The 16,752-nt window shown below is 62.8% G+C and carries 15 protein-coding genes; 10 read left to right on the top strand and 5 right to left on the bottom strand.

Annotated features, from left to right (window positions below):
• Positions 1-197 precede the first annotated feature (197 nt).
• On the top strand, positions 198-881 hold the full coding sequence (locus ASG39_RS16540) for a hypothetical protein (protein WP_062596089.1): 684 nt from the start codon (positions 198-200) through the stop codon (positions 879-881).
• 167 nt (positions 882-1,048) lie between these two features.
• Entirely contained in the window at positions 1,049-1,888 is an 840-nt protein-coding gene (locus ASG39_RS16535; protein WP_062596088.1) for a hypothetical protein, read from the top strand.
• Between the two features lie 31 nt (positions 1,889-1,919).
• Here ASG39_RS16535 and ASG39_RS16530 read toward each other — a convergent pair whose 3' ends face one another.
• Positions 1,920-2,936 (bottom strand): ELM1/GtrOC1 family putative glycosyltransferase, encoded by a 1,017-nt coding sequence (locus tag ASG39_RS16530; RefSeq protein ID WP_062596087.1) that lies wholly within the window; start codon positions 2,934-2,936, stop codon positions 1,920-1,922.
• Positions 2,933-3,877 carry a glycosyltransferase family 92 protein gene (locus tag ASG39_RS16525; protein WP_062596086.1) on the bottom strand — a complete coding sequence of 315 codons (945 nt, stop codon included), beginning with the start codon at positions 3,875-3,877 and terminating at the stop codon, positions 2,933-2,935. The genes ASG39_RS16530 and ASG39_RS16525 overlap by 4 nt, the downstream gene beginning before the upstream one ends.
• A gap of 148 nt (positions 3,878-4,025) precedes the next feature.
• On the opposite strand from ASG39_RS16525, the gene ASG39_RS16520 reads away from it, so the two are divergent.
• The 3 genes from ASG39_RS16520 to bluB all read left to right on the top strand — a co-directional run bounded on the left by ASG39_RS16520 (position 4,026) and on the right by bluB (position 6,471).
• Positions 4,026-4,859 (top strand): hypothetical protein, encoded by an 834-nt coding sequence (locus tag ASG39_RS16520; protein WP_062596085.1) that lies wholly within the window; start codon positions 4,026-4,028, stop codon positions 4,857-4,859.
• 36 nt (positions 4,860-4,895) lie between these two features.
• Positions 4,896-5,639 carry a hypothetical protein gene (locus ASG39_RS16515; protein ID WP_062596084.1) on the top strand — a complete coding sequence of 248 codons (744 nt, stop codon included), beginning with the start codon at positions 4,896-4,898 and terminating at the stop codon, positions 5,637-5,639.
• A gap of 190 nt (positions 5,640-5,829) precedes the next feature.
• Positions 5,830-6,471, top strand: coding sequence for a 5,6-dimethylbenzimidazole synthase (gene bluB, locus ASG39_RS16510; RefSeq protein ID WP_062596217.1), 642 nt, complete (start codon positions 5,830-5,832; stop codon positions 6,469-6,471).
• A 100-nt stretch (positions 6,472-6,571) separates the two neighbouring features.
• On the opposite strand, the gene ASG39_RS16505 is transcribed toward bluB, so the two are convergent.
• Positions 6,572-8,644 (bottom strand): methyl-accepting chemotaxis protein, encoded by a 2,073-nt coding sequence (locus ASG39_RS16505; protein ID WP_244481261.1) that lies wholly within the window; start codon positions 8,642-8,644, stop codon positions 6,572-6,574.
• A 214-nt stretch (positions 8,645-8,858) separates the two neighbouring features.
• Positions 8,859-9,941 (bottom strand): NAD(P)/FAD-dependent oxidoreductase, encoded by a 1,083-nt coding sequence (locus ASG39_RS16500; RefSeq protein ID WP_062596083.1) that lies wholly within the window; start codon positions 9,939-9,941, stop codon positions 8,859-8,861.
• 148 nt (positions 9,942-10,089) lie between these two features.
• Between ASG39_RS16500 and ASG39_RS16495 the strand changes: the two genes are divergently transcribed.
• The 3 genes from ASG39_RS16495 to ASG39_RS16485 all read left to right on the top strand — a co-directional run bounded on the left by ASG39_RS16495 (position 10,090) and on the right by ASG39_RS16485 (position 14,138).
• A complete protein-coding gene (locus ASG39_RS16495; RefSeq protein WP_062596082.1) occupies positions 10,090-11,130 on the top strand; it encodes a phosphatidylglycerol lysyltransferase domain-containing protein in 1,041 nt (346 codons plus the stop codon).
• A gap of 178 nt (positions 11,131-11,308) precedes the next feature.
• Positions 11,309-13,051 carry a ubiquinone-dependent pyruvate dehydrogenase gene (poxB, locus tag ASG39_RS16490; RefSeq protein WP_062596081.1) on the top strand — a complete coding sequence of 581 codons (1,743 nt, stop codon included), beginning with the start codon at positions 11,309-11,311 and terminating at the stop codon, positions 13,049-13,051.
• Between the two features lie 94 nt (positions 13,052-13,145).
• Entirely contained in the window at positions 13,146-14,138 is a 993-nt protein-coding gene (locus ASG39_RS16485) for an Ldh family oxidoreductase (RefSeq protein ID WP_062596080.1), read from the top strand.
• A gap of 32 nt (positions 14,139-14,170) precedes the next feature.
• Here ASG39_RS16485 and ASG39_RS16480 read toward each other — a convergent pair whose 3' ends face one another.
• On the bottom strand, positions 14,171-14,413 hold the full coding sequence (locus ASG39_RS16480) for a hypothetical protein (RefSeq protein ID WP_062596079.1): 243 nt from the start codon (positions 14,411-14,413) through the stop codon (positions 14,171-14,173).
• 253 nt (positions 14,414-14,666) lie between these two features.
• Between ASG39_RS16480 and ASG39_RS16475 the strand changes: the two genes are divergently transcribed.
• Complete coding sequence (locus tag ASG39_RS16475; RefSeq protein ID WP_082477316.1) at positions 14,667-15,257, top strand: DUF4360 domain-containing protein; 591 nt, start codon at positions 14,667-14,669, stop codon at positions 15,255-15,257.
• 87 nt (positions 15,258-15,344) lie between these two features.
• Positions 15,345-16,742 carry a DUF4360 domain-containing protein gene (locus ASG39_RS16470; RefSeq protein ID WP_062596077.1) on the top strand — a complete coding sequence of 466 codons (1,398 nt, stop codon included), beginning with the start codon at positions 15,345-15,347 and terminating at the stop codon, positions 16,740-16,742.
• The last annotated feature ends 10 nt before the right edge of the window (positions 16,743-16,752 follow it).

The raw sequence follows: 16,752 nt of genomic DNA, 5'->3' as shown, positions 1-16,752 counted from the left end.
TGTCGTGATCCTTCATAGGGTTGCAGCTTACGAAAACCGCTGATATCCGATAAAGATAGCCACGACGAACCATGTCGCGCGGCGGATTCCTCAAGGGGACGAGCGGCCTGCATGAGATTGCGCCATGGGACCCGCCGGCATCGACCAGACGACGCGCCCCGCAGCGATGGGAAACGCACCTGAGGAATGAGAGAGATATGACCGAAATTGCCAATGTCTTCATCGGTTTCGATACCAAGGAAGTCGCCGCGTATCACGTTCTTTGCCAGAGCATTCTTGAGAAGAGCTCCATCCCCGTCAAATTTACGCCGATCGTGCTGAGCAATGTCAGCAACATCTTCACACGCGAGCGCAATGCGCTGCAGTCGACGGAATTTTCTTTCTCGCGCTTCCTCGTGCCTTACCTAAGCAATTACGAAGGCTGGTCGCTCTTTGCCGATTGCGACATGCTCATGCGCACCGACATCGCCAAGCTGTGGGAGGTGAAAGAAGATCGTTACGCAGCCATGTGCGTCAAGCACAACTATGTTCCGAAGGTCGAAACGAAGTTCCTCGGTCAGGTCCAGACGAAGTACGAGAAGAAGAACTGGTCGAGCGTGATCCTGTTCAACAACGCCAAGTGCCGCAAGCTCGACCTTGACTACGTCAACACGGCAACGGGTCTGGAGCTTCACCAGTTCAAATGGCTGGAATCGGAAGAGCTTATCGGCGAATTGCCGCCAGCCTGGAACTGGTTGGTCAATGAATACGAGCGCAGTGAGGATGCATCCCTCGTGCATTTCACGGACGGTGGCCCGTATTTCGAAGAATACAAGAATGACGACTATTCGGAAGAGTGGTTCGCCACGCGCGAGCGCATGCTCCACGTCCAGCAGCGCTGATCGGCCCCACGCGGCAGCCGCGATTGCGGCTTGCCGCGTGTCTCGGTCTGGCTGCCGATGCCTCGTGCGTTCATCTTCCCCCTTAAAGCGAGAGTACAATTGTTGTAGGGAGTGGAGCGTGAGCTGCTCTGAGACCCGTAAGGGCGAGCGCCGTAAGGGGCCGAAACATGATGTCGAAAATATTAGACGCAAGCGGTGGCGTGAAGCAGATCATCTGCATCAATTGGGGCACGAAATACGGCCCTCCCTTCATCAACAGGCTCTACGCCATGGTGCAGCGGAATATTACGCCGCCCTTCACGTTCACATGTTTCACCGACAACCGTGACGGCATCCGGCCGGAGGTCTTGTGCGAGGATCTTCCCGAACTCGATGTGGTGATGCCGGTCAATTCCCGCGGGATCTGGCCGAAGGCGCGTCTTTGGGGCGCCACGCTGGGGAAACTCAAAGGCACCGTGCTGTTTCTGGATCTCGATCTGGTGATCGTCTCGTCGCTCGACGACTTCTTCACCGTCGGCGAACCGGACGATGTGGTCATGGCCAAAAACCAGACCACGCCGTTCGAACGCCTGGGTCAAACGTCGCTGTTTCGTTTTCCCGTCGGCAAGCTGGTGCCGATCCAGGAGAAATTTCGTGCCGATCCACAAAAGGTTGCGGACAAGTATCGGTACGAGCAGCGCTTCGTCACAAAGAACGCACCGGGTGGCGTTAAATTCTATCCCAGACGCTGGGTTCTGCATTTCCGCCAGGATTGCCGCCGGCCCTTTCCGCTGAACTATTTCTTGCCGCCCAAGCTGCCGAAGTCGGCCCGCGTCGTCATCTTTCCGCGTGGCCTGCTGCCCCAGCATGCCTTGGAAGGAAAATACGGAGGCAAGCAGGTCGCAACGGCGCCCGCAACCTATTTCATGAACGTGATCACCGGCCGAGAACGCAGACATTCCGTCTTCAGCGACCTGCGTCACTACATCAAGCCGACGCTTTGGGTCGGCGACCATTGGCGGGAATAGGCAAACCAGAGCCGGGCGAAACGGCGTGCGCTCAGATCTGCCGCTTCACGCTGACCGTAACTCCGCGCGGACCGCTCTGCTGCCGGTCGGCCAGCGCTTCCGCAACGATGGTGCCGATACGCGCTGTTTCGTTCAGCGGCTCGTAGACATAGGGCGCAAGGTCGCCGTCGAAGGCTTTGGTCAGCTTCAGGGTTTCGCGGAGGTCGGTATGATAGGTCTCGAACTTTAAAAGCCGCTCCCCGGGCACGTGCGTGAGATCGAGCGTATAGACCGGCTTGCCCGTCACGAGCGCTTCACAAGGCATGGTGATCGAGTCCTTGGCGATCAGGAACGCATCGGCAGCGGCCATGAAGTCGAGATAGGGGTTGTCCCCCGTCCGATCCCAGACGGTCACATTGCCGGACCGCAGCGTCAAGGCGGCCTGCAGCGTCTCCGCGCTCGACCGTCGCGAGACGGAAATCACGATCTTCCAACCGGCAGCCTCGAGATCCCGCACGGCATTTTCGATCGTCAAATGACACGCAGCGTCATAGACATAGGCACCATTCGACCCGCCGAGAAAGACGGCCGCGACCCGGTCGGCAGGACCGGCATATTGCGACCTGCTGCCGGCATGTGCCGCCAGTCTGTCCGGCGTGATCTGGTGGGGTACGCCGACCATCTGCCGCACATGGTCGATCCCGTCCAGTTCCGGCACCCAGTCATGTCGGGAAATGAAGACGAGATCGTAGCCATCAACACGCGGTCGCTGCAGGTGCACCGCGAACGGACGGCCGCCGAACGCGCTCTTGATGGCAAGAACCGGCTCCTCCGCGCGAAAGCCGCAGGAGACGATGAAGGTGGGCTCCTGTTCGCGTGTCGAGAACAGCCGCGGCTTGAACCATTTCCGCCAGCCGCGCGGCTTCGTCACGATCTTGATGACGGGCGCTGGGTCGATCTGCTTGGCGATGCCGAGGCATTGCGTCAGCGTACCCGCCTTTTCCTCGGTGACAGCCCAGCCTTTGGGAGCGCGCCGAAGGCCGCTCGGACGATCAGGATGTCCGGTCATGTCTCTGCTCCGGCAACGGGGATCACGGACTGTCCGAGATCGATCTTGTTCTGCGCGATGAAAATGGCCATGCCGCGATCCTCGATGACGTCGCGTTCGATAGAGCGCGCGGTCTCGGCGACCTTCTGACGATATTTTGCGGCAGTGTCGTCGAATGACCAGCCGCGCGCCACCTTCTCGGCAAGCTCCTGCTCCGACTTCAGATAGTAGTGGTTGAGCTGCAGATACTGCGCCGAAAAGAAAGCCTCTGCCTTTCGATCCCGCACGGACGCGACCAGGCCGGCATCGTTCGACGTCCGATCGCCGAAATCCTTGGTGCAGAAGCGATGGACACTGACACCTGTCACGCGCGTCGGATCGACGATGCATTTGAAGTTGCTCGCATTCCCGTCCTGACGTTTCGGGTGGGCCACACGCATCGTGTAGCTGAGACAGACGGGCTCGGCGGGGCGTAACCGATGGCCACCATGCCCGAACATGTGCCAGGGCAGCGAGATATTTGGAAAACCCTTCGCGTGCCTCAGCGCTTCCCCCAGCGTTCGGTCGCGTCGCGGCAAGAGGAACTCGTCCACATCGATGAAGGCCATCCAGTCGTATGCGCCACCGAAATTGAGGAGAGCGTGCGCGAAAGCGATGGCTTGGCCGTTCAGAACCACCGACGTCGCCTGGTCGCGCATGCGCATGACCCAGGGAACGATCGTCAGGAATTCCGCAGACAGAAGCGACCGCAGCGTGTCCATCGTGCCGTCCGTCGAGCCGTCGTCATAGATATGAAAGTGGCGGACGCCGATCGATCTGTGAAAACGGACCCATTCCTCGATATAGGGTGCTTCATTCTTGACGCAGGCCACGATGGAGATGCCATGACGACCGGCCAGTGGATCTGGCGGCGTTATGACGAGCTCCCGCGTGAAACTCCGTTTGCTCTTCCATCCGAACATATTGTAAGAACCCGATAACGATAGAGCGGGGCCGAGCCTTACGCCGACCGCGTTCACATGGCCTTACTATCTTTGCGGGTCATCGTTCAACAGCGTCAGTTCCGATGAACGGAGTTTCACCGGATATCGTCTGAAAGCGGTATGATTTATGGACTTTCCCGAGGATAGAGACATCAAGACGACGTCCGGCTTGGTAACCGAACAGGACTGGCGGGCGTTCTTCTCACGCTTTCCCCAGGTCGTTCTGGTCGCCAACAGCGAGCAGGTCGATGTCGCCGCGCTCAAGCGGGCCTATCCGGATGATTCCCTCTTCATCTTTTTCAACAAGGCCTACAAGGTTCTGCAAAAGCCCTTCGCCGGCCAATCCATGCTCGTTTCCCGCGCGCAGCCGCGCGGTGCAAACATCGTCTATCGCGGCGAGGTCGAGCAGGTGCTTGGTCTCTTCGCCCCCGAAACGTTCCACGGCATTTTGAACATGCGTCTCGCCGACAGCGAAACGCCCAATACGCAGGCCGATTATGGTGGCACGGCAACCGGTCATCTCGACCTGACATCGTTGGGCGACGGCATCTATCCGTCGGACAAGCTTCCGACGTCGGGCTTTGCGCTTGCCTATTGGCTGCTGGCGCAACGCTTGCCGCTGAAGGTCGTGCTGGCGGGATTTTCCGGCAAGAGAAGCGAGAAATGGCGTGTCGTGGCCATCCACGATTGGGCTTTCGAGCAGGTGTGCCTCAAGGTTTTTGCAAGATCCGGCAAGCTTTCCCTTCACGAGACGGACCTGTCCGATCCCTATGCAAAGCTTTCCGCGCGTTTTCCGGACATTCCGGCCACCGAAATTTCTCTTACGGTTGCCGACGTCCTCTCGCAACGCATGGGAAATACCGATGCACAGGTGGACAAACTGATCTCCCTGACGGGCATCTTGAAGTCCGCCGATGTTTTTCTGCGCAACCTCAAACCTGGCTTCCTGAAGAAGCGATGACGCACCTTGCGTGGCAAGCAGCATGAAGGTGCTTCGATGACGACCGTCAAAAAATGGCTCACGCAGACCCGCCAGCGCCTCCACAGGTCGCTGAAATATCGGCTGAACCGCCCTCTCCCGCCAGCCTCCAGCCATGTCTTCAGGGGGCCCGTGGTCGTGGTCGGCTCCGCGCCGTTGATCTACAAGCCGGAAGGCTGGGACGCGGATTTCAGCGTCATGACGATCAATGGTTCGCAGTCCGCCATACGCGGCTGGGGGATCGACGTGCCCGACATCAGCTTCATGATGTTCAACCAGGTCGAGGGTACCTCCGCCAATGCGGTGGAGGTCCGCCGCGTTCTCTCCGGTCAGCGGACGCGCAGCCTCTATGTCCTGCTCTGGCGCAAGAACAAGCGCCAGAGGCTGGTGGATGGACTGAAGGCCTTCGGTTACAGTTATGACGATCTCACAATCATCGACCGCTATGAGCGAATGTCGCTATTCGAAGAAATAACAGGCCGCAAGAATACCGAGGTGCGCACTGAGGACAAATGCTCGAACGGCCTGAATGCCGTTCTCTTCGCTCTCTATCACGGCGCGCCGCAGGTCATCATCACGGGCATCAATCCCAATTCGACCGGACATTCCTACAACCAGACGGGTCTCGCTCGGGCTCACGTGCAGATGGACAAGACCATCATCGAGCAGCTTCTGGCAGAAGGACGGCCCTTATACACCGCCGATCCGCAGGTCTCCTGCGATCTGAACATTCCCTTGTGGACGGGCCGGCCGAAGGCGTAATCGACGCCTCGACTCGCGGTTCAGAAGATGACTCGTCCTAAATCGCCAAGCCGAGGCGTCAACCGCATCCGTTCATGAGACAATCCTTACGAGATCGCGCACGTCATCTGGCGCGCACCGGTCTTCTCCTGCTAAGCAACCGCCTGTCCGTCGCGAAACTCTGAGCGGCTGGAGCCGAGGGATGTGGGAGATGCTGCAGCGAAAGACATTCGACGCCGGTTTCCGGGCAGAACTGGCGCAGCTCCTGACATGGCGTCGCGATGTCCGGCTATTTCGCACCGATCCGCTGCCCGCGGGGACGGTGGAGCGCCTGGTTCAAGCGGCCTGCCTCGCCCCATCGGTCGGCCTCAGCCAGCCTTGGCGGTTCGTGCTCGTGGACGAGACCTCACGCCGCGCGGCCTTACGGCGCGTATTCGAGACATGCAACGCCGCGGCTCTTGCGGGATATTCGGGTGACAAGGCAGAGCGCTATGCGCGGCTGAAACTCGCAGGGCTCGATACGGCACCCTCCCAGTTTGCCGTCTTCTGCGACCGCTCCGTGGCACAGGGACACGGGCTCGGTCGCAGAACGATGCCGGAAACGCTCGATTATTCGGTGGTGCTTGCGATCCACACGCTGTGGCTTGCCGCCCGCGCGGAAGGGCTCGGGCTTGGCTGGTTGTCGATCCTCGACCCCTCAGAGATCGTATCGGCCCTCGACACTCCCGACAGCTGGCATTTCATCGGCTATTTCTGCCTCGGCTATCCTGCAGCAGACGACGACACGCCTGCACTGGAGCGCGCGGGCTGGGAGCAGCGTTGCGATCCCGAAAGCGTGATCCTGCGGCGCTAGAGCCTGTGGTCTCGGAAAAACAAGATCTGGGCGCGCCGAGGCCCACAGTCCGTTTGCAACGCCCACGCGTCCGAGGTTGGGCGTTGCAGGGATCGGGTGGTCAGGCTGCCCGCCGCGCAGCCGCCGGGTATCGCGCCGCACCGTCGTCATCGAGCTTGAACTGCTCAAGCAAGGCATTGAGCGCTGCAGCTTCGCCTGCGAGCCCGTGGCTTGCCGCCGTCTGCTCCTCGACCATGGCCGCGTTCTGCTGCGTGCCCTGGTCCATCGTGTTGACGGCCGTATTGATCTCCTGGAGCCCGGTCGATTGCTCGCGGCTCGCGGTGACGATCGCTGCGATATGCGCGTTGATCTCCTGCACCTGGCCCGCAATGGCCTGAAGCGACTGGCCGGTCTCGCCGACGAGCGACACGCCGGCGCGCACCTGACCACTGGACGTGTTGATCAGCGCCTTGATCTCCTTGGCAGCCTTCGCGGAACGCTGTGCGAGTTCGCGAACCTCCTGCGCGACGACGGCAAAGCCCTTGCCCGCCTCGCCGGCACGCGCCGCCTCGACGCCCGCGTTCAGCGCCAGAAGGTTCGTCTGGAAGGCGATGTCGTCGATAACGCCGATGATGTTGCCGATTTCGTTGGACGAAGTCTCGATGCCCTGCATCGCGCTGACCGCCTTGCCGACGATTTCGCCGGAGGTTTCCGCCCCGGCACGGGCGCGGGCGACGAGCTGGCCGACCTCTTCGGCACGGCGCGCGCTGTCGCGCACGGTGGTGGTGATCTCCTCCAGCGCGGCTGCGGTTTCCTCGACGGAGGCCGCCTGCTGCTCGGTACGGCGGGCCAGATCGTCTGCGGCGTGGCGGATCTCGCTCGCACCGGCATCGATAGCGCGCGCATTGCTGCCGACGGCCCGCATCGCGTCGTGCAGCTTTGAAACGGCGTGGTTGAAGTCGGCGCGGAGCCGGTCGAGATGGAGGACGAAAGGCGTCGCGATGCGATAGCCGAGATCTCCGTCCGCAAGCCGGCCGAGCCCCGTCGCCAGTGCCTCGACGGCATGCTGGACGTCGGCCGTCTCCTGCGCCTTCGCGGCCTCGCGCGCGCGCTGTTCGCGCTCCGACAGCGACCGGCCGCTTTCGGCTTCGCTCTCCAGGCGTGTCCGGTCGATGGCATTGGTGCGGAACACGGCAACGGCAGCGGCCATGGAGCCGATCTGGTCGCGGCGCTCTTGGCCCGGAATCTCCGTCTGCAGGTCGCCCGAAGCCAGCTTTTCCATGGCACGGGTCATATCGGTGACCGGACGGATGACGAGGCGGCTGAGAAGGCTCGCGAGAAAGACGATCATCGCGCCGACGGCGAGAAGTGTCGCGATGGTCGCGGCAATCCGGAACTGACCGATGGCGGAATAGACCTGATCCTCATCGACGGCGAAGCCCACATACCATTCGACGGTGGGAAGGCCCGCAACCGGCACGAAGCTGACAAGCATCGGCTTGCCGTTTGCTTCCGTCTCCATGATGCCGCTGCCGATCGCCGGCGTCGATGCCGGGAAGGCATCGGCAAGTGTCTTCGTCACGAGCTTGGCATCGGGATGCACGAGAATCTGGCCGGACTTGTTGACCAGGAAGGCGAAGCCACCGGTTCCCGCATCGATCGACCGGATCATCGAGACCAGCGTCTTCAGCGAGAAGTCGCTGCCGGCGACACCGGTCAGGACGCCGTTCCTGATCAGGGGCACGGCTGCGCTGATGATCAGGTCGCCGCTCGACGCGTCGATATAGGGGTCGGTGAGGATGTCGCCCTTCGCCTTTGCCGCATCCTGATACCACGGGCGCTTGCGCGGATCATAGTCGGCCGGCATGTCGGAGGCCGGCCACATGGTGAAGGTGCCGGCCTCGTCGCCGACATAGGTCGTCATGAATTCCTTGACCAGAACATCGTTCTTCAGGACAGCGAGGAGGGCCGCAGGGTCCGCCGCGTTGGCGGCAGCATTGGCGGCCATCGCCGTCAGCGTGACGCGGCCGTTCAGCCAGTTGGCAACGCTCTGCGCGGCCTGCTTTCCGGAAAAGGCGATATTCTCCTCGACCGCACGTGTCGTTGCGCTTCGCTGCAGCGTGTCGATGTAGAACGAGAAACCGGCGAAGGCGGCAGCAACGAGGACGGACGCGGCAATGAGGATGCGCGTCATCAGATTGGATGTTTTAGGCACGGATGTTCCTGAATGTCGGGCGCTCTGCAGGCAGTGGAGGATGCGGCGGAAGGAAAACTGCGGGGACATGCCGTTTCCGGCGGGAAAGGGCGCGCATCATGCCGCCGGACACGAGGTCGGTTGATCTTCGTGCGCGGACACTACCGTTACGGAATTAAATGGTCGTTAAGTCGATGTTTCCGTTTTCAACGACTTACCTTCCGGAGCGCCCCGAGATCGCCTTTGCGATCAGCGTCGCTTCGCGGCGGGTCTGGTGGAAGAACGAGGTCAGGCTGGGCGTCAATCCCATATGCCAGACGCCGGTGCCGCCGTCGCTGCCCGCCAGCGCAGACGTGCCGTAGCCCGTCGCGACGATAACGACATCCGGCACCAGCAGGCTCCCGTCCTCCAGGATCACGGCCTTGCGGTCCAGGGATCGGACGCCGCGAACGACGCTGATCTGTTTGCGCCGGATTGCGTCGATCGCGCCATCGTCCACCGGAATGGCGATCTGCTGGTCGACAAGCCGCGTGGCCGCGTCGTGCGCCCCTTTGGGAAAGCCGAGCCGGGAGAGACGCCCGAAGGCGAGGTACTGCGTGGCGGCGATCATGCGATCGACGAGCCGCGTCGGCAAGGCCTGCATCAGAGGAGACAGGCGATGGACCGCGAAGCGGAACAGCCGTTTCGGGAGAATGGACGGGCCGCGCCGGACGGAAAACCACACCGGTCCCGTCTTCACCCGGCTGAGGTGGTTGAGAACGTCGAAGCCGGAATTGCCGCCGCCGACGACGAGGACGGATCGGCCGGCATAGGCCTGCGCATCACCAAAGTCGGCGGCATGTCGGATGTCGCCCTCGTAGCCGTCGAGCCCCGGCCAGGGAGGCAGCTGCCTCTCCGTGTCCCGCCCAACCGCCATGATGACATGCCGCGCCTGGAAGTCGCCAGCACTGGACGCGATCCGGAAGACGCCGGGCGCGTCTCGCGTGATGTCATCAACGGAGACCCCGTGGCGGATATCGAAGGCGTGCGTGCGCGCAAAATCCTGGAGATGCCGCACGACCACATCCCGTTTCGGAAAGGCGCCGGTTCCCGCGGGATAGCGGGTGTCGGGAAGCGTCGAGAGGTCGCGATGGGTGTTCAGCGTCAGTTGCGGATGCCGCCGCTGCCAGGAGGCACCGATTTCCGGCTCCCGTTCGAGCAAGATTGCCGAGATCCCGTGCTGTTTCAGAACATAGGCTGCCGTCAATCCGGCCAAACCCGCACCGACGATCACCACCTCATGGACATTTGTCGACAAAATCAGCTTCTTTCCAACCCTTTCAGCAGTCCTAGGGACTGTGCACGGCGGCGACAAGATGGCAATGTCTGCGGCGGCTTGGTAAGCGTCTAATTTCTATTGCGTCGACGTCATCTGGCCCACCTTCGCCTTTTCCGGAGCCCTGTGAATGTCAAGCCTACGCAAGAGGATGGACGCGATCCTGAACGCGCGCCTTCCCCAGTTGCCCGCTGCCGCGCTCGACGCGCCGGCCCGCCTCGAGCTTCTGCGAAAATACGGCGATTTCTCCGTGGCCTATTCGACCTATGCGCAACCGGACCTGCAGTATTTCGGCGATGCGGAGGGCTATATCGCCTACGCGACCAAGATGGGGCACACCTTCGTGCTCGGCGATCCCGTCGCCGATCCCGCACGCCGGGCGGATTACATCCGGCGTTTCGTCGCCGCCTCGAATGCGCCCTGTTTCGTGCAGACCTCGCGCGAAACTGCCGCCGTTCTGGAAACGCTCGGCTATCGCATCAACCATATGGGCGTCGATACGAAATTGTCGCTCGATACGCATTCGTTCTCCGGCAAGCGGAACGAGACGATCCGCTATTCCGAGCGCTGGCTCCTGAAGAAGAACTACCGGCTGATCGAATGCGACGGCAGCATTGCGGATGCGCAGAAGGTGCGGGATATCTCGTCGAACTGGCGCAGTGGCCGCATCGTCAGCCGCCGCGAGATGCGCTTCCTCAATCGGCCCTTCGGCGTCCAGCTCGCGCCATTCATGCGCCGCTTTCTCATCATCGACCCCGATGGCCATCCGGTGGCCGTGCTCGATTTCGATCCGATCTTCCGCACCGGCGAGGTGATCGGCTACACCGTCGCGTTCAAGCGTAAACTGGCGGGAACGACGCCGCATGCCGAAATCGGGCTGACGAAATTCGCAACCGATCGCTTTGCCGCGGAGGGTCGGGCGATCGTCACCTTCGGCCTGTCGCCGCTTGCGGCGATCACCGAAAGCGGCTTTCTGGAAAGCCGTATCTGGCGGAGCCTGTTCGAGCGCGCTTTCCACTCGAAGAGGGTCAATGCCCGGATTTTCAACCTGCAGGGACAGGCCGCTTTCAAGCGCCGCTTCCATGGCGAGGAGATCCCCACCTATATCGGCTTCAAGCGCCGCACCCCGCTCGAAATCCTGTCGCTCCTGCGCCTGCTGAAAACGCTGTAGGAGTTCGCCGCGCAGGCCCAGGCACGCCGGCTGATCACCGTCGTCGGCAGACCGAAGCTCTCGACTGTCGGGCGCACTGCCATAGATCTGCACGGGCAATCGATCGTCACGGGGTGACCCCGCCCGATGATCCAGTTTGCGATCGACCGTCCGTTTCATAGCCCCAGGAGCCTCTGCCATGGCAAAGACCGCAGCCGATCTCGTGACCGAGGTTCTTCATCAGGCGGGCGTCCGTCGCATCTACGGCCTTGTCGGCGATAGCCTGAACGCGATGACGGAGTCGCTTCGCAAGCGTGGCGATATTGATTGGGTGCATGTGCGTCATGAAGAGGTCGCGGCTTTTGCGGCCGGTGCGGAGGCCGCCCTGACAGGGGAGCTGGCCGTCTGTGCGGGTTCCTGCGGTCCGGGAAACATGCATCTCATCAACGGCCTGTTCGATTGCCACAGAAGCCGGGTCCCCGTTCTCGCCATCGCCGCGCAGATACCCTCGCGGGAAATCGGCCGGAACTACTTTCAGGAAACGAAGCCGGAAGAGCTTTTTCGGGCCTGCTCGGATTACTGCGAGTTGGTGTCACATCCCGAGCAGCTGCCCGGCATCCTCGAAACCGCGATCCGCAGTGCGCTCGGCAACCGCAGCGTCTCGGTCGTCGTCATCCCCGGCGATATCGCCCTTTCGGCTTACGAGGCGCCGATTTCCGCAGCCGCCGGCCTGCGGATCGCCGCACCCGTGGTCACGCCCGGTGCGACCGAGCTTTCGGCACTGGCCGACCTTCTCAACAAGGGCGAGCGCGTCACGCTGTTCTGCGGCCGCGGTTGCGCCGGCGCGCATGATCGGGTCGTCCAGCTTGCTGAGGCCTTGAAGGCGCCGATCGTCCACGCGCTTGGCGGCAAGGAGCATGTCGAATGGGACAACCCCTATGATGTCGGCATGACCGGACTGATCGGCTTCAAGTCAGGCTATCAGGCGCTGATGGAATGCGACACCCTGCTGATGCTCGGCACCGATTTCCCCTATCGCCAGTTCTTCCCGAAGGACGCGACGATCGCGCAGGTGGATCTTCGTCCCGAGAATATCGGCCGGCGCACGCCGCTGGCGCTCGGTGTCGTCGGCGATATCGGCGCGACGATCGAAGGGCTCCTGCCGCGACTGGACCGCAAGGCCGATGACACGTTTTTGACCAGGAGCCTTGCCAACTACAAAAAGGCGCGCAAGGGCCTCGATGCGCTCGCGACGGGAACGCCCGGACGCAAGCCGATCCACCCACAATATCTCACGAAAGTCATCAGCGACCAGGCGTCGGACGATGCGGTGTTCACCTTCGACGTCGGCACCGTCACGGTCTGGGCCGCGCGTTATCTGACGATGAACGGCCGCCGGCGAATGCTGAGTTCGCTTGCGCACGGTTCGATGGCCAATGCCATGCCGCAGGCGATCGGCGCGCAGGCGGCCTTTCCGGGACGGCAGGTCATCAGCCTTTCCGGCGATGGCGGCTTCACCATGCTGATGGGCGATTTTCTCACGCTGGCCCAGCAGAACCTGCCGGTGAAGGTGGTGATCTACAACAATGGTTCGCTCGGCTTCGTGGCGCTGGAGATGAAGGGTGGCGGCTTCCTGGAATTCGGAACCGACCTCAAGAACCCGAACTTTGCCCTGATGGCGCAGGCGGTCGGTATCCATGCCATCCGCGTGGAGGATCCGGCTTTGCTGGAGGACGCGGTCGCAAACGTTCTCGCGCATCCCGGCCCGGCCTTGCTCGACGTGGTCACCAATCCGCAGGAACTCTCGATGCCGCCAGTCGTCACGGCCGATGAGGTCAAGGGTTTCGGCCTGTGGGGCATGCAGGCCGTGCTGAACGGGCGCGGCGACGAGATCATCGATCTCCTGAAGGGCGGCAACGTCCTCACCTCGCTCTTCCGCTAGAAACGTTCGATCGTCTCTGCCTTGCGCCCGAAAACGTGCGTAAAGTCGCGCTCGGGCGGCGCGGGTTGGGGGAGAAGGAAAACAGGATGAGCCGATGATCTTTTCTCTGACAGACGCCGAAGACCTCGTCGCATCGACCTTCGTGCACAACGCGGTCGAGGCGTCCGTTGCCGCCTCGGTTGCCCATGCGCTCGTGCAGGCCGAGGCTGCGGGCCAATCCGGTCACGGTCTGCGGCGGGTTCCGGCCTATACGAAGCAGGTGCGCACCGGCAAGGTGGATGGGCGGGCAAAGCCTTCGGCAAGGCTGCAGAAGCCGGGTGTGCTCGCCATCGACGCCATGCACGGTTTCGCCTATCCCGCCCTCGATCTTGCGGTGGAACGCCTGCCGGGCATCGCACGGACGCAGGGGATCGCAGCCGCGGCCATCACCCGTTCGCATCATGCCGGCGTGATGGCACTGACCGTGGAGCGTTTTGCGGACCAGGGCCTCGTCGCGATGATGTTTGCAAACGCACCGGCCGCCATGGCGCCCTGGGGCGGGCGAAAGCCGCTGTATGGCACGAACCCGATCGCCTTTGCCGTTCCGGTTGCGGGTGCCGATCCTCTCGTCATCGACCTCGCGCTCTCCAAGGTCGCCCGCGGAAAGGTGATGGAGGCAGCGCAGAAAAACGTCGCTATCCCCGCCGACTGGGCGTTCGATGTCGAGGGAAACCCGACGGCGAACGCGAAGGACGCCCTGAAAGGAACGATGGCGCCGGCCGGCGATGCCAAGGGTGCTGCTCTCGCCCTGATGGTGGAAGTGCTGGCCGCGGGCCTCACCGGTGCCAGTTTCTCCTATCAATCAAGCTCGCTGTTCGACGCGGAAGGCCCGCCGCCGGCCCTCGGTCACATGATCATCGCGATCGATCCGGACGCCGCGACGGGGGCCGGCACCTCCGGCAGGCTCGCCGAACTCGCCGAGGAGATCGGGCGCGAGGATGGCGTCCGGCTTCCGGGCCGCCGCGGTCTCGGCCTGCGACGTCAAGCTGCCGACAGCGGCATCGACATTCCCGCCGATGTGCTGGACGCCATCGAGGCGCTGCGCTAGCGCCCGATCGGGGAGCGCAACAGTCAGACGCGTCAGCGAGCGCATGGGCCCACGTTCGAGCGGCAGACGCGTGGGCGATACAGGCGCTCGTAACCGCCCTCGCGCGCGCGGATCGCCTGCCGGCGCTGGTGATCCCGCAGGACCTCGGCGGAGCTCGCCGGCCTTGCCGAAACCGTCGGGGCAACCGGAGAAGGCGGCGTGCCGGCGCATCCCCAGAGGATGATGCCCATAGCGGCGAGGATCGTCGCGTTCCGGGCGACCGAGCGCATTTTCATCGTCTTTCCTTCTTTCCGAACGGCTTGCGCCGTAACCAATGGATTTCGTCTCGGTTCGTGACGACGGACATGATCCTGCCACCAAATGGCGCGATTTCCGACGCGTTTGCTTAAAACTCTCTTAATCACGTCGCTCTACTTCTAACGCTTCCTGATGTGAATTGCAGCCGAACGGAATGCTCAGCGACGGTTCATGTTGGCACACATATTTTCCTGCCAGGGCTTAAGGCTCACATCAAAACGAGGAAGTTCAATGAAGAGATTTGGTCTCCTGCTGGCGTCGCTGTTCATCTCGTCCGCGGCTTACGCCGACGACATTTCCCTCGGCGTTCCCGGCTATGGCGGCAGCGGTTGCCCGTCGGACAGCGTTTCCGCAACGATCAGCCCCGACGGCAAGGCCCTGAGCCTGCTGTTCGACAACTATATCGTTCAGGCTGGCGGAGACACCGGCAAGAAATTCGACCGCAAGACCTGCAATGTGGCCATCCCGGTTCACGTGCCGCAGGGCCGCAGCGTCTCGGTTCTCGCGATCGACTATCGCGGCTTCAATCAGCTGCCGCGCGGCGCCCGCTCGCAGTTCAACGTCGAATACTTCTTTGCAGGCACCCGCGGACCGGCCTTCGTCAAGACCTTCACCGGCCCGAACGAGAAGGACTACCTGATCTCCAATAAGCTCGTTGCGGACTCGCTCATCTGGTCGGCTTGCGGCGAAGACGTCAACCTGCGCACCAATTCCAGCATCCGCGTCAACACGACCCGTGGTCAGGAAGCCATGGCGACGGTCGACACGCAGGATGTGAAGGCCGCCATCGTCTACCAGCTGCAGTGGAAGACCTGCCGCTAACAACCTCCGGGGCGGTCGGCGCGAACACGCCCTCCGCCCCGTTTCTCGACGCATCCGCCTTGCCTGCCATCATCGAAAGCTCCGCTCATGCGCAACAGCACGTCGTTCGTCCTCTGTTTCGCAGGCATCGCCGCTGCGCTGTCGGGAAACGCCACGGCGGCCGACGGATGTGCCGACGGCACGTTCTCGAGCGTCACCTCGCCTGACGGCAATGCGACCAGCGTGCTCTTCGACGATTTCTCGGCCACCGCAGGCGGCGGACCCGGCACATCGCGTGCGACGAGCACCTGCCAGTTGAGCGTCCCCGTCACCCGACCCGATGGCTTCAGCGTCTTTGGCGTCGATTATCGCGGCTTTGTCTCGGCGGAAGACGGCCAGGCGGCACAGATCGTCACCCTGCAGGACGGCCGGCAGGTCCTGAAATATCAGGTTACAGGTCCGCTGCAGGACGATGTCGCCACGGGCGGAAAGGTCGGCACATCGGGATCGGACACGCTCGGCCTGACGGTCGTCGTCGAGACGACGGCACCGATCGATCCCGTCGCACCCGACGCGACCCTTCTCGTCGACACCATCGACATCACGCGCCTCGGCTTCACCACGCTGTCATCCGTGACCGGCTCGATGGACCAGCTTGCGCGCCAGAGGCAGGCAATCGCCGCTGACCTCATGGGCACGGCGCAAGGCCTCCTCGGCGAAGGCGAACGCTTCGATGCGGGCAGTTCGATCAGCCTCTTCGGATCCTCCAGCGCGGCGGCGGGGTTCAAGGGCCGGTGGGAAGCCGGCAGCGGCATCAGCCTTCTCGGCGGCGCCGCGATCGTCAACCCTGACGACGATCATGTCTCGGTCGACACGCTGGCGCTGCTCGCCGGCGCTGTCCGCTACACGACGCCGCAGGCAACATGGCGCGGCTTCGGCGAAGTCGGCGCCTGGGGCTCTCCCAATGTGAGCGCGACCCTGTCGCGCCGCTACCTCGATACCAGCACCGTCGTTTCCGCCGTCGGCACGGTCGATGGGTCGCTTCTCAGCTCCTACGGACGCATCGGTGCGGTGTTTGCGCCCGACCAGGCGAACGAAATCGTGCTCTCGGCCCGCTTCACCAAAGCCTGGCTCGATCTCGACGGGTACGGCGAGACGGCAACGGATCGAAACCTCTTCGCAGCCAAAGTCCACGGGGGCACGTCGAGCGAGAACATCGTCAGCGCCGAAGTCGCCTGGAGCCACCAGACCGAGGGCCGGCTGGACTACACTCTGTCCGGCGCCGTCGGCCGCATCTTCGCCGATGACAAGGCCGTCCGGGCATCGGTCGATTGGGTCGGAGACGTGTCCGGCCGGGCGCGCGACCAGACCTTCGCCTCCGCCGGAGCCCGGATCGGCGTCCGCCTCGACGAGGTCTGGCACCTGGACACCTCGGTCGGCGCGACCTTCCGCCAGTATGACGATCCCGAATGGAACGTCGGCGCTCAGCTCAAGGCGCAATTTTAGGCGAGAGGCG

Origin of the sequence: Rhizobium sp. Leaf371 (assembly GCF_001424045.1) — a bacterium.
Classification (GTDB): domain Bacteria; phylum Pseudomonadota; class Alphaproteobacteria; order Rhizobiales; family Rhizobiaceae; genus Ferranicluibacter.
The sequence above is the reverse complement of the archived record's forward strand: the minus strand, read 5'-3'. Positions and strand labels throughout refer to the sequence as shown.

Coding starts and splice junctions, on each gene's coding strand:
- ASG39_RS16540 (WP_062596089.1), top strand. CDS start 198: ATGACCGAAATTGCCAATGTCTTCATCGGTTTCGATACCAAGGAAGTC.
- ASG39_RS16535 (WP_062596088.1), top strand. CDS start 1,049: ATGATGTCGAAAATATTAGACGCAAGCGGTGGCGTGAAGCAGATCATC.
- ASG39_RS16530 (WP_062596087.1), bottom strand. CDS start 2,936: ATGACCGGACATCCTGATCGTCCGAGCGGCCTTCGGCGCGCTCCCAAA.
- ASG39_RS16525 (WP_062596086.1), bottom strand. CDS start 3,877: ATGTTCGGATGGAAGAGCAAACGGAGTTTCACGCGGGAGCTCGTCATA.
- ASG39_RS16520 (WP_062596085.1), top strand. CDS start 4,026: ATGGACTTTCCCGAGGATAGAGACATCAAGACGACGTCCGGCTTGGTA.
- ASG39_RS16515 (WP_062596084.1), top strand. CDS start 4,896: ATGACGACCGTCAAAAAATGGCTCACGCAGACCCGCCAGCGCCTCCAC.
- bluB (WP_062596217.1), top strand. CDS start 5,830: ATGCTGCAGCGAAAGACATTCGACGCCGGTTTCCGGGCAGAACTGGCG.
- ASG39_RS16505 (WP_244481261.1), bottom strand. CDS start 8,644: ATGACGCGCATCCTCATTGCCGCGTCCGTCCTCGTTGCTGCCGCCTTC.
- ASG39_RS16495 (WP_062596082.1), top strand. CDS start 10,090: ATGTCAAGCCTACGCAAGAGGATGGACGCGATCCTGAACGCGCGCCTT.
- poxB (WP_062596081.1), top strand. CDS start 11,309: ATGGCAAAGACCGCAGCCGATCTCGTGACCGAGGTTCTTCATCAGGCG.
- ASG39_RS16485 (WP_062596080.1), top strand. CDS start 13,146: ATGATCTTTTCTCTGACAGACGCCGAAGACCTCGTCGCATCGACCTTC.
- ASG39_RS16480 (WP_062596079.1), bottom strand. CDS start 14,413: ATGAAAATGCGCTCGGTCGCCCGGAACGCGACGATCCTCGCCGCTATG.
- ASG39_RS16475 (WP_082477316.1), top strand. CDS start 14,667: ATGAAGAGATTTGGTCTCCTGCTGGCGTCGCTGTTCATCTCGTCCGCG.
- ASG39_RS16470 (WP_062596077.1), top strand. CDS start 15,345: ATGCGCAACAGCACGTCGTTCGTCCTCTGTTTCGCAGGCATCGCCGCT.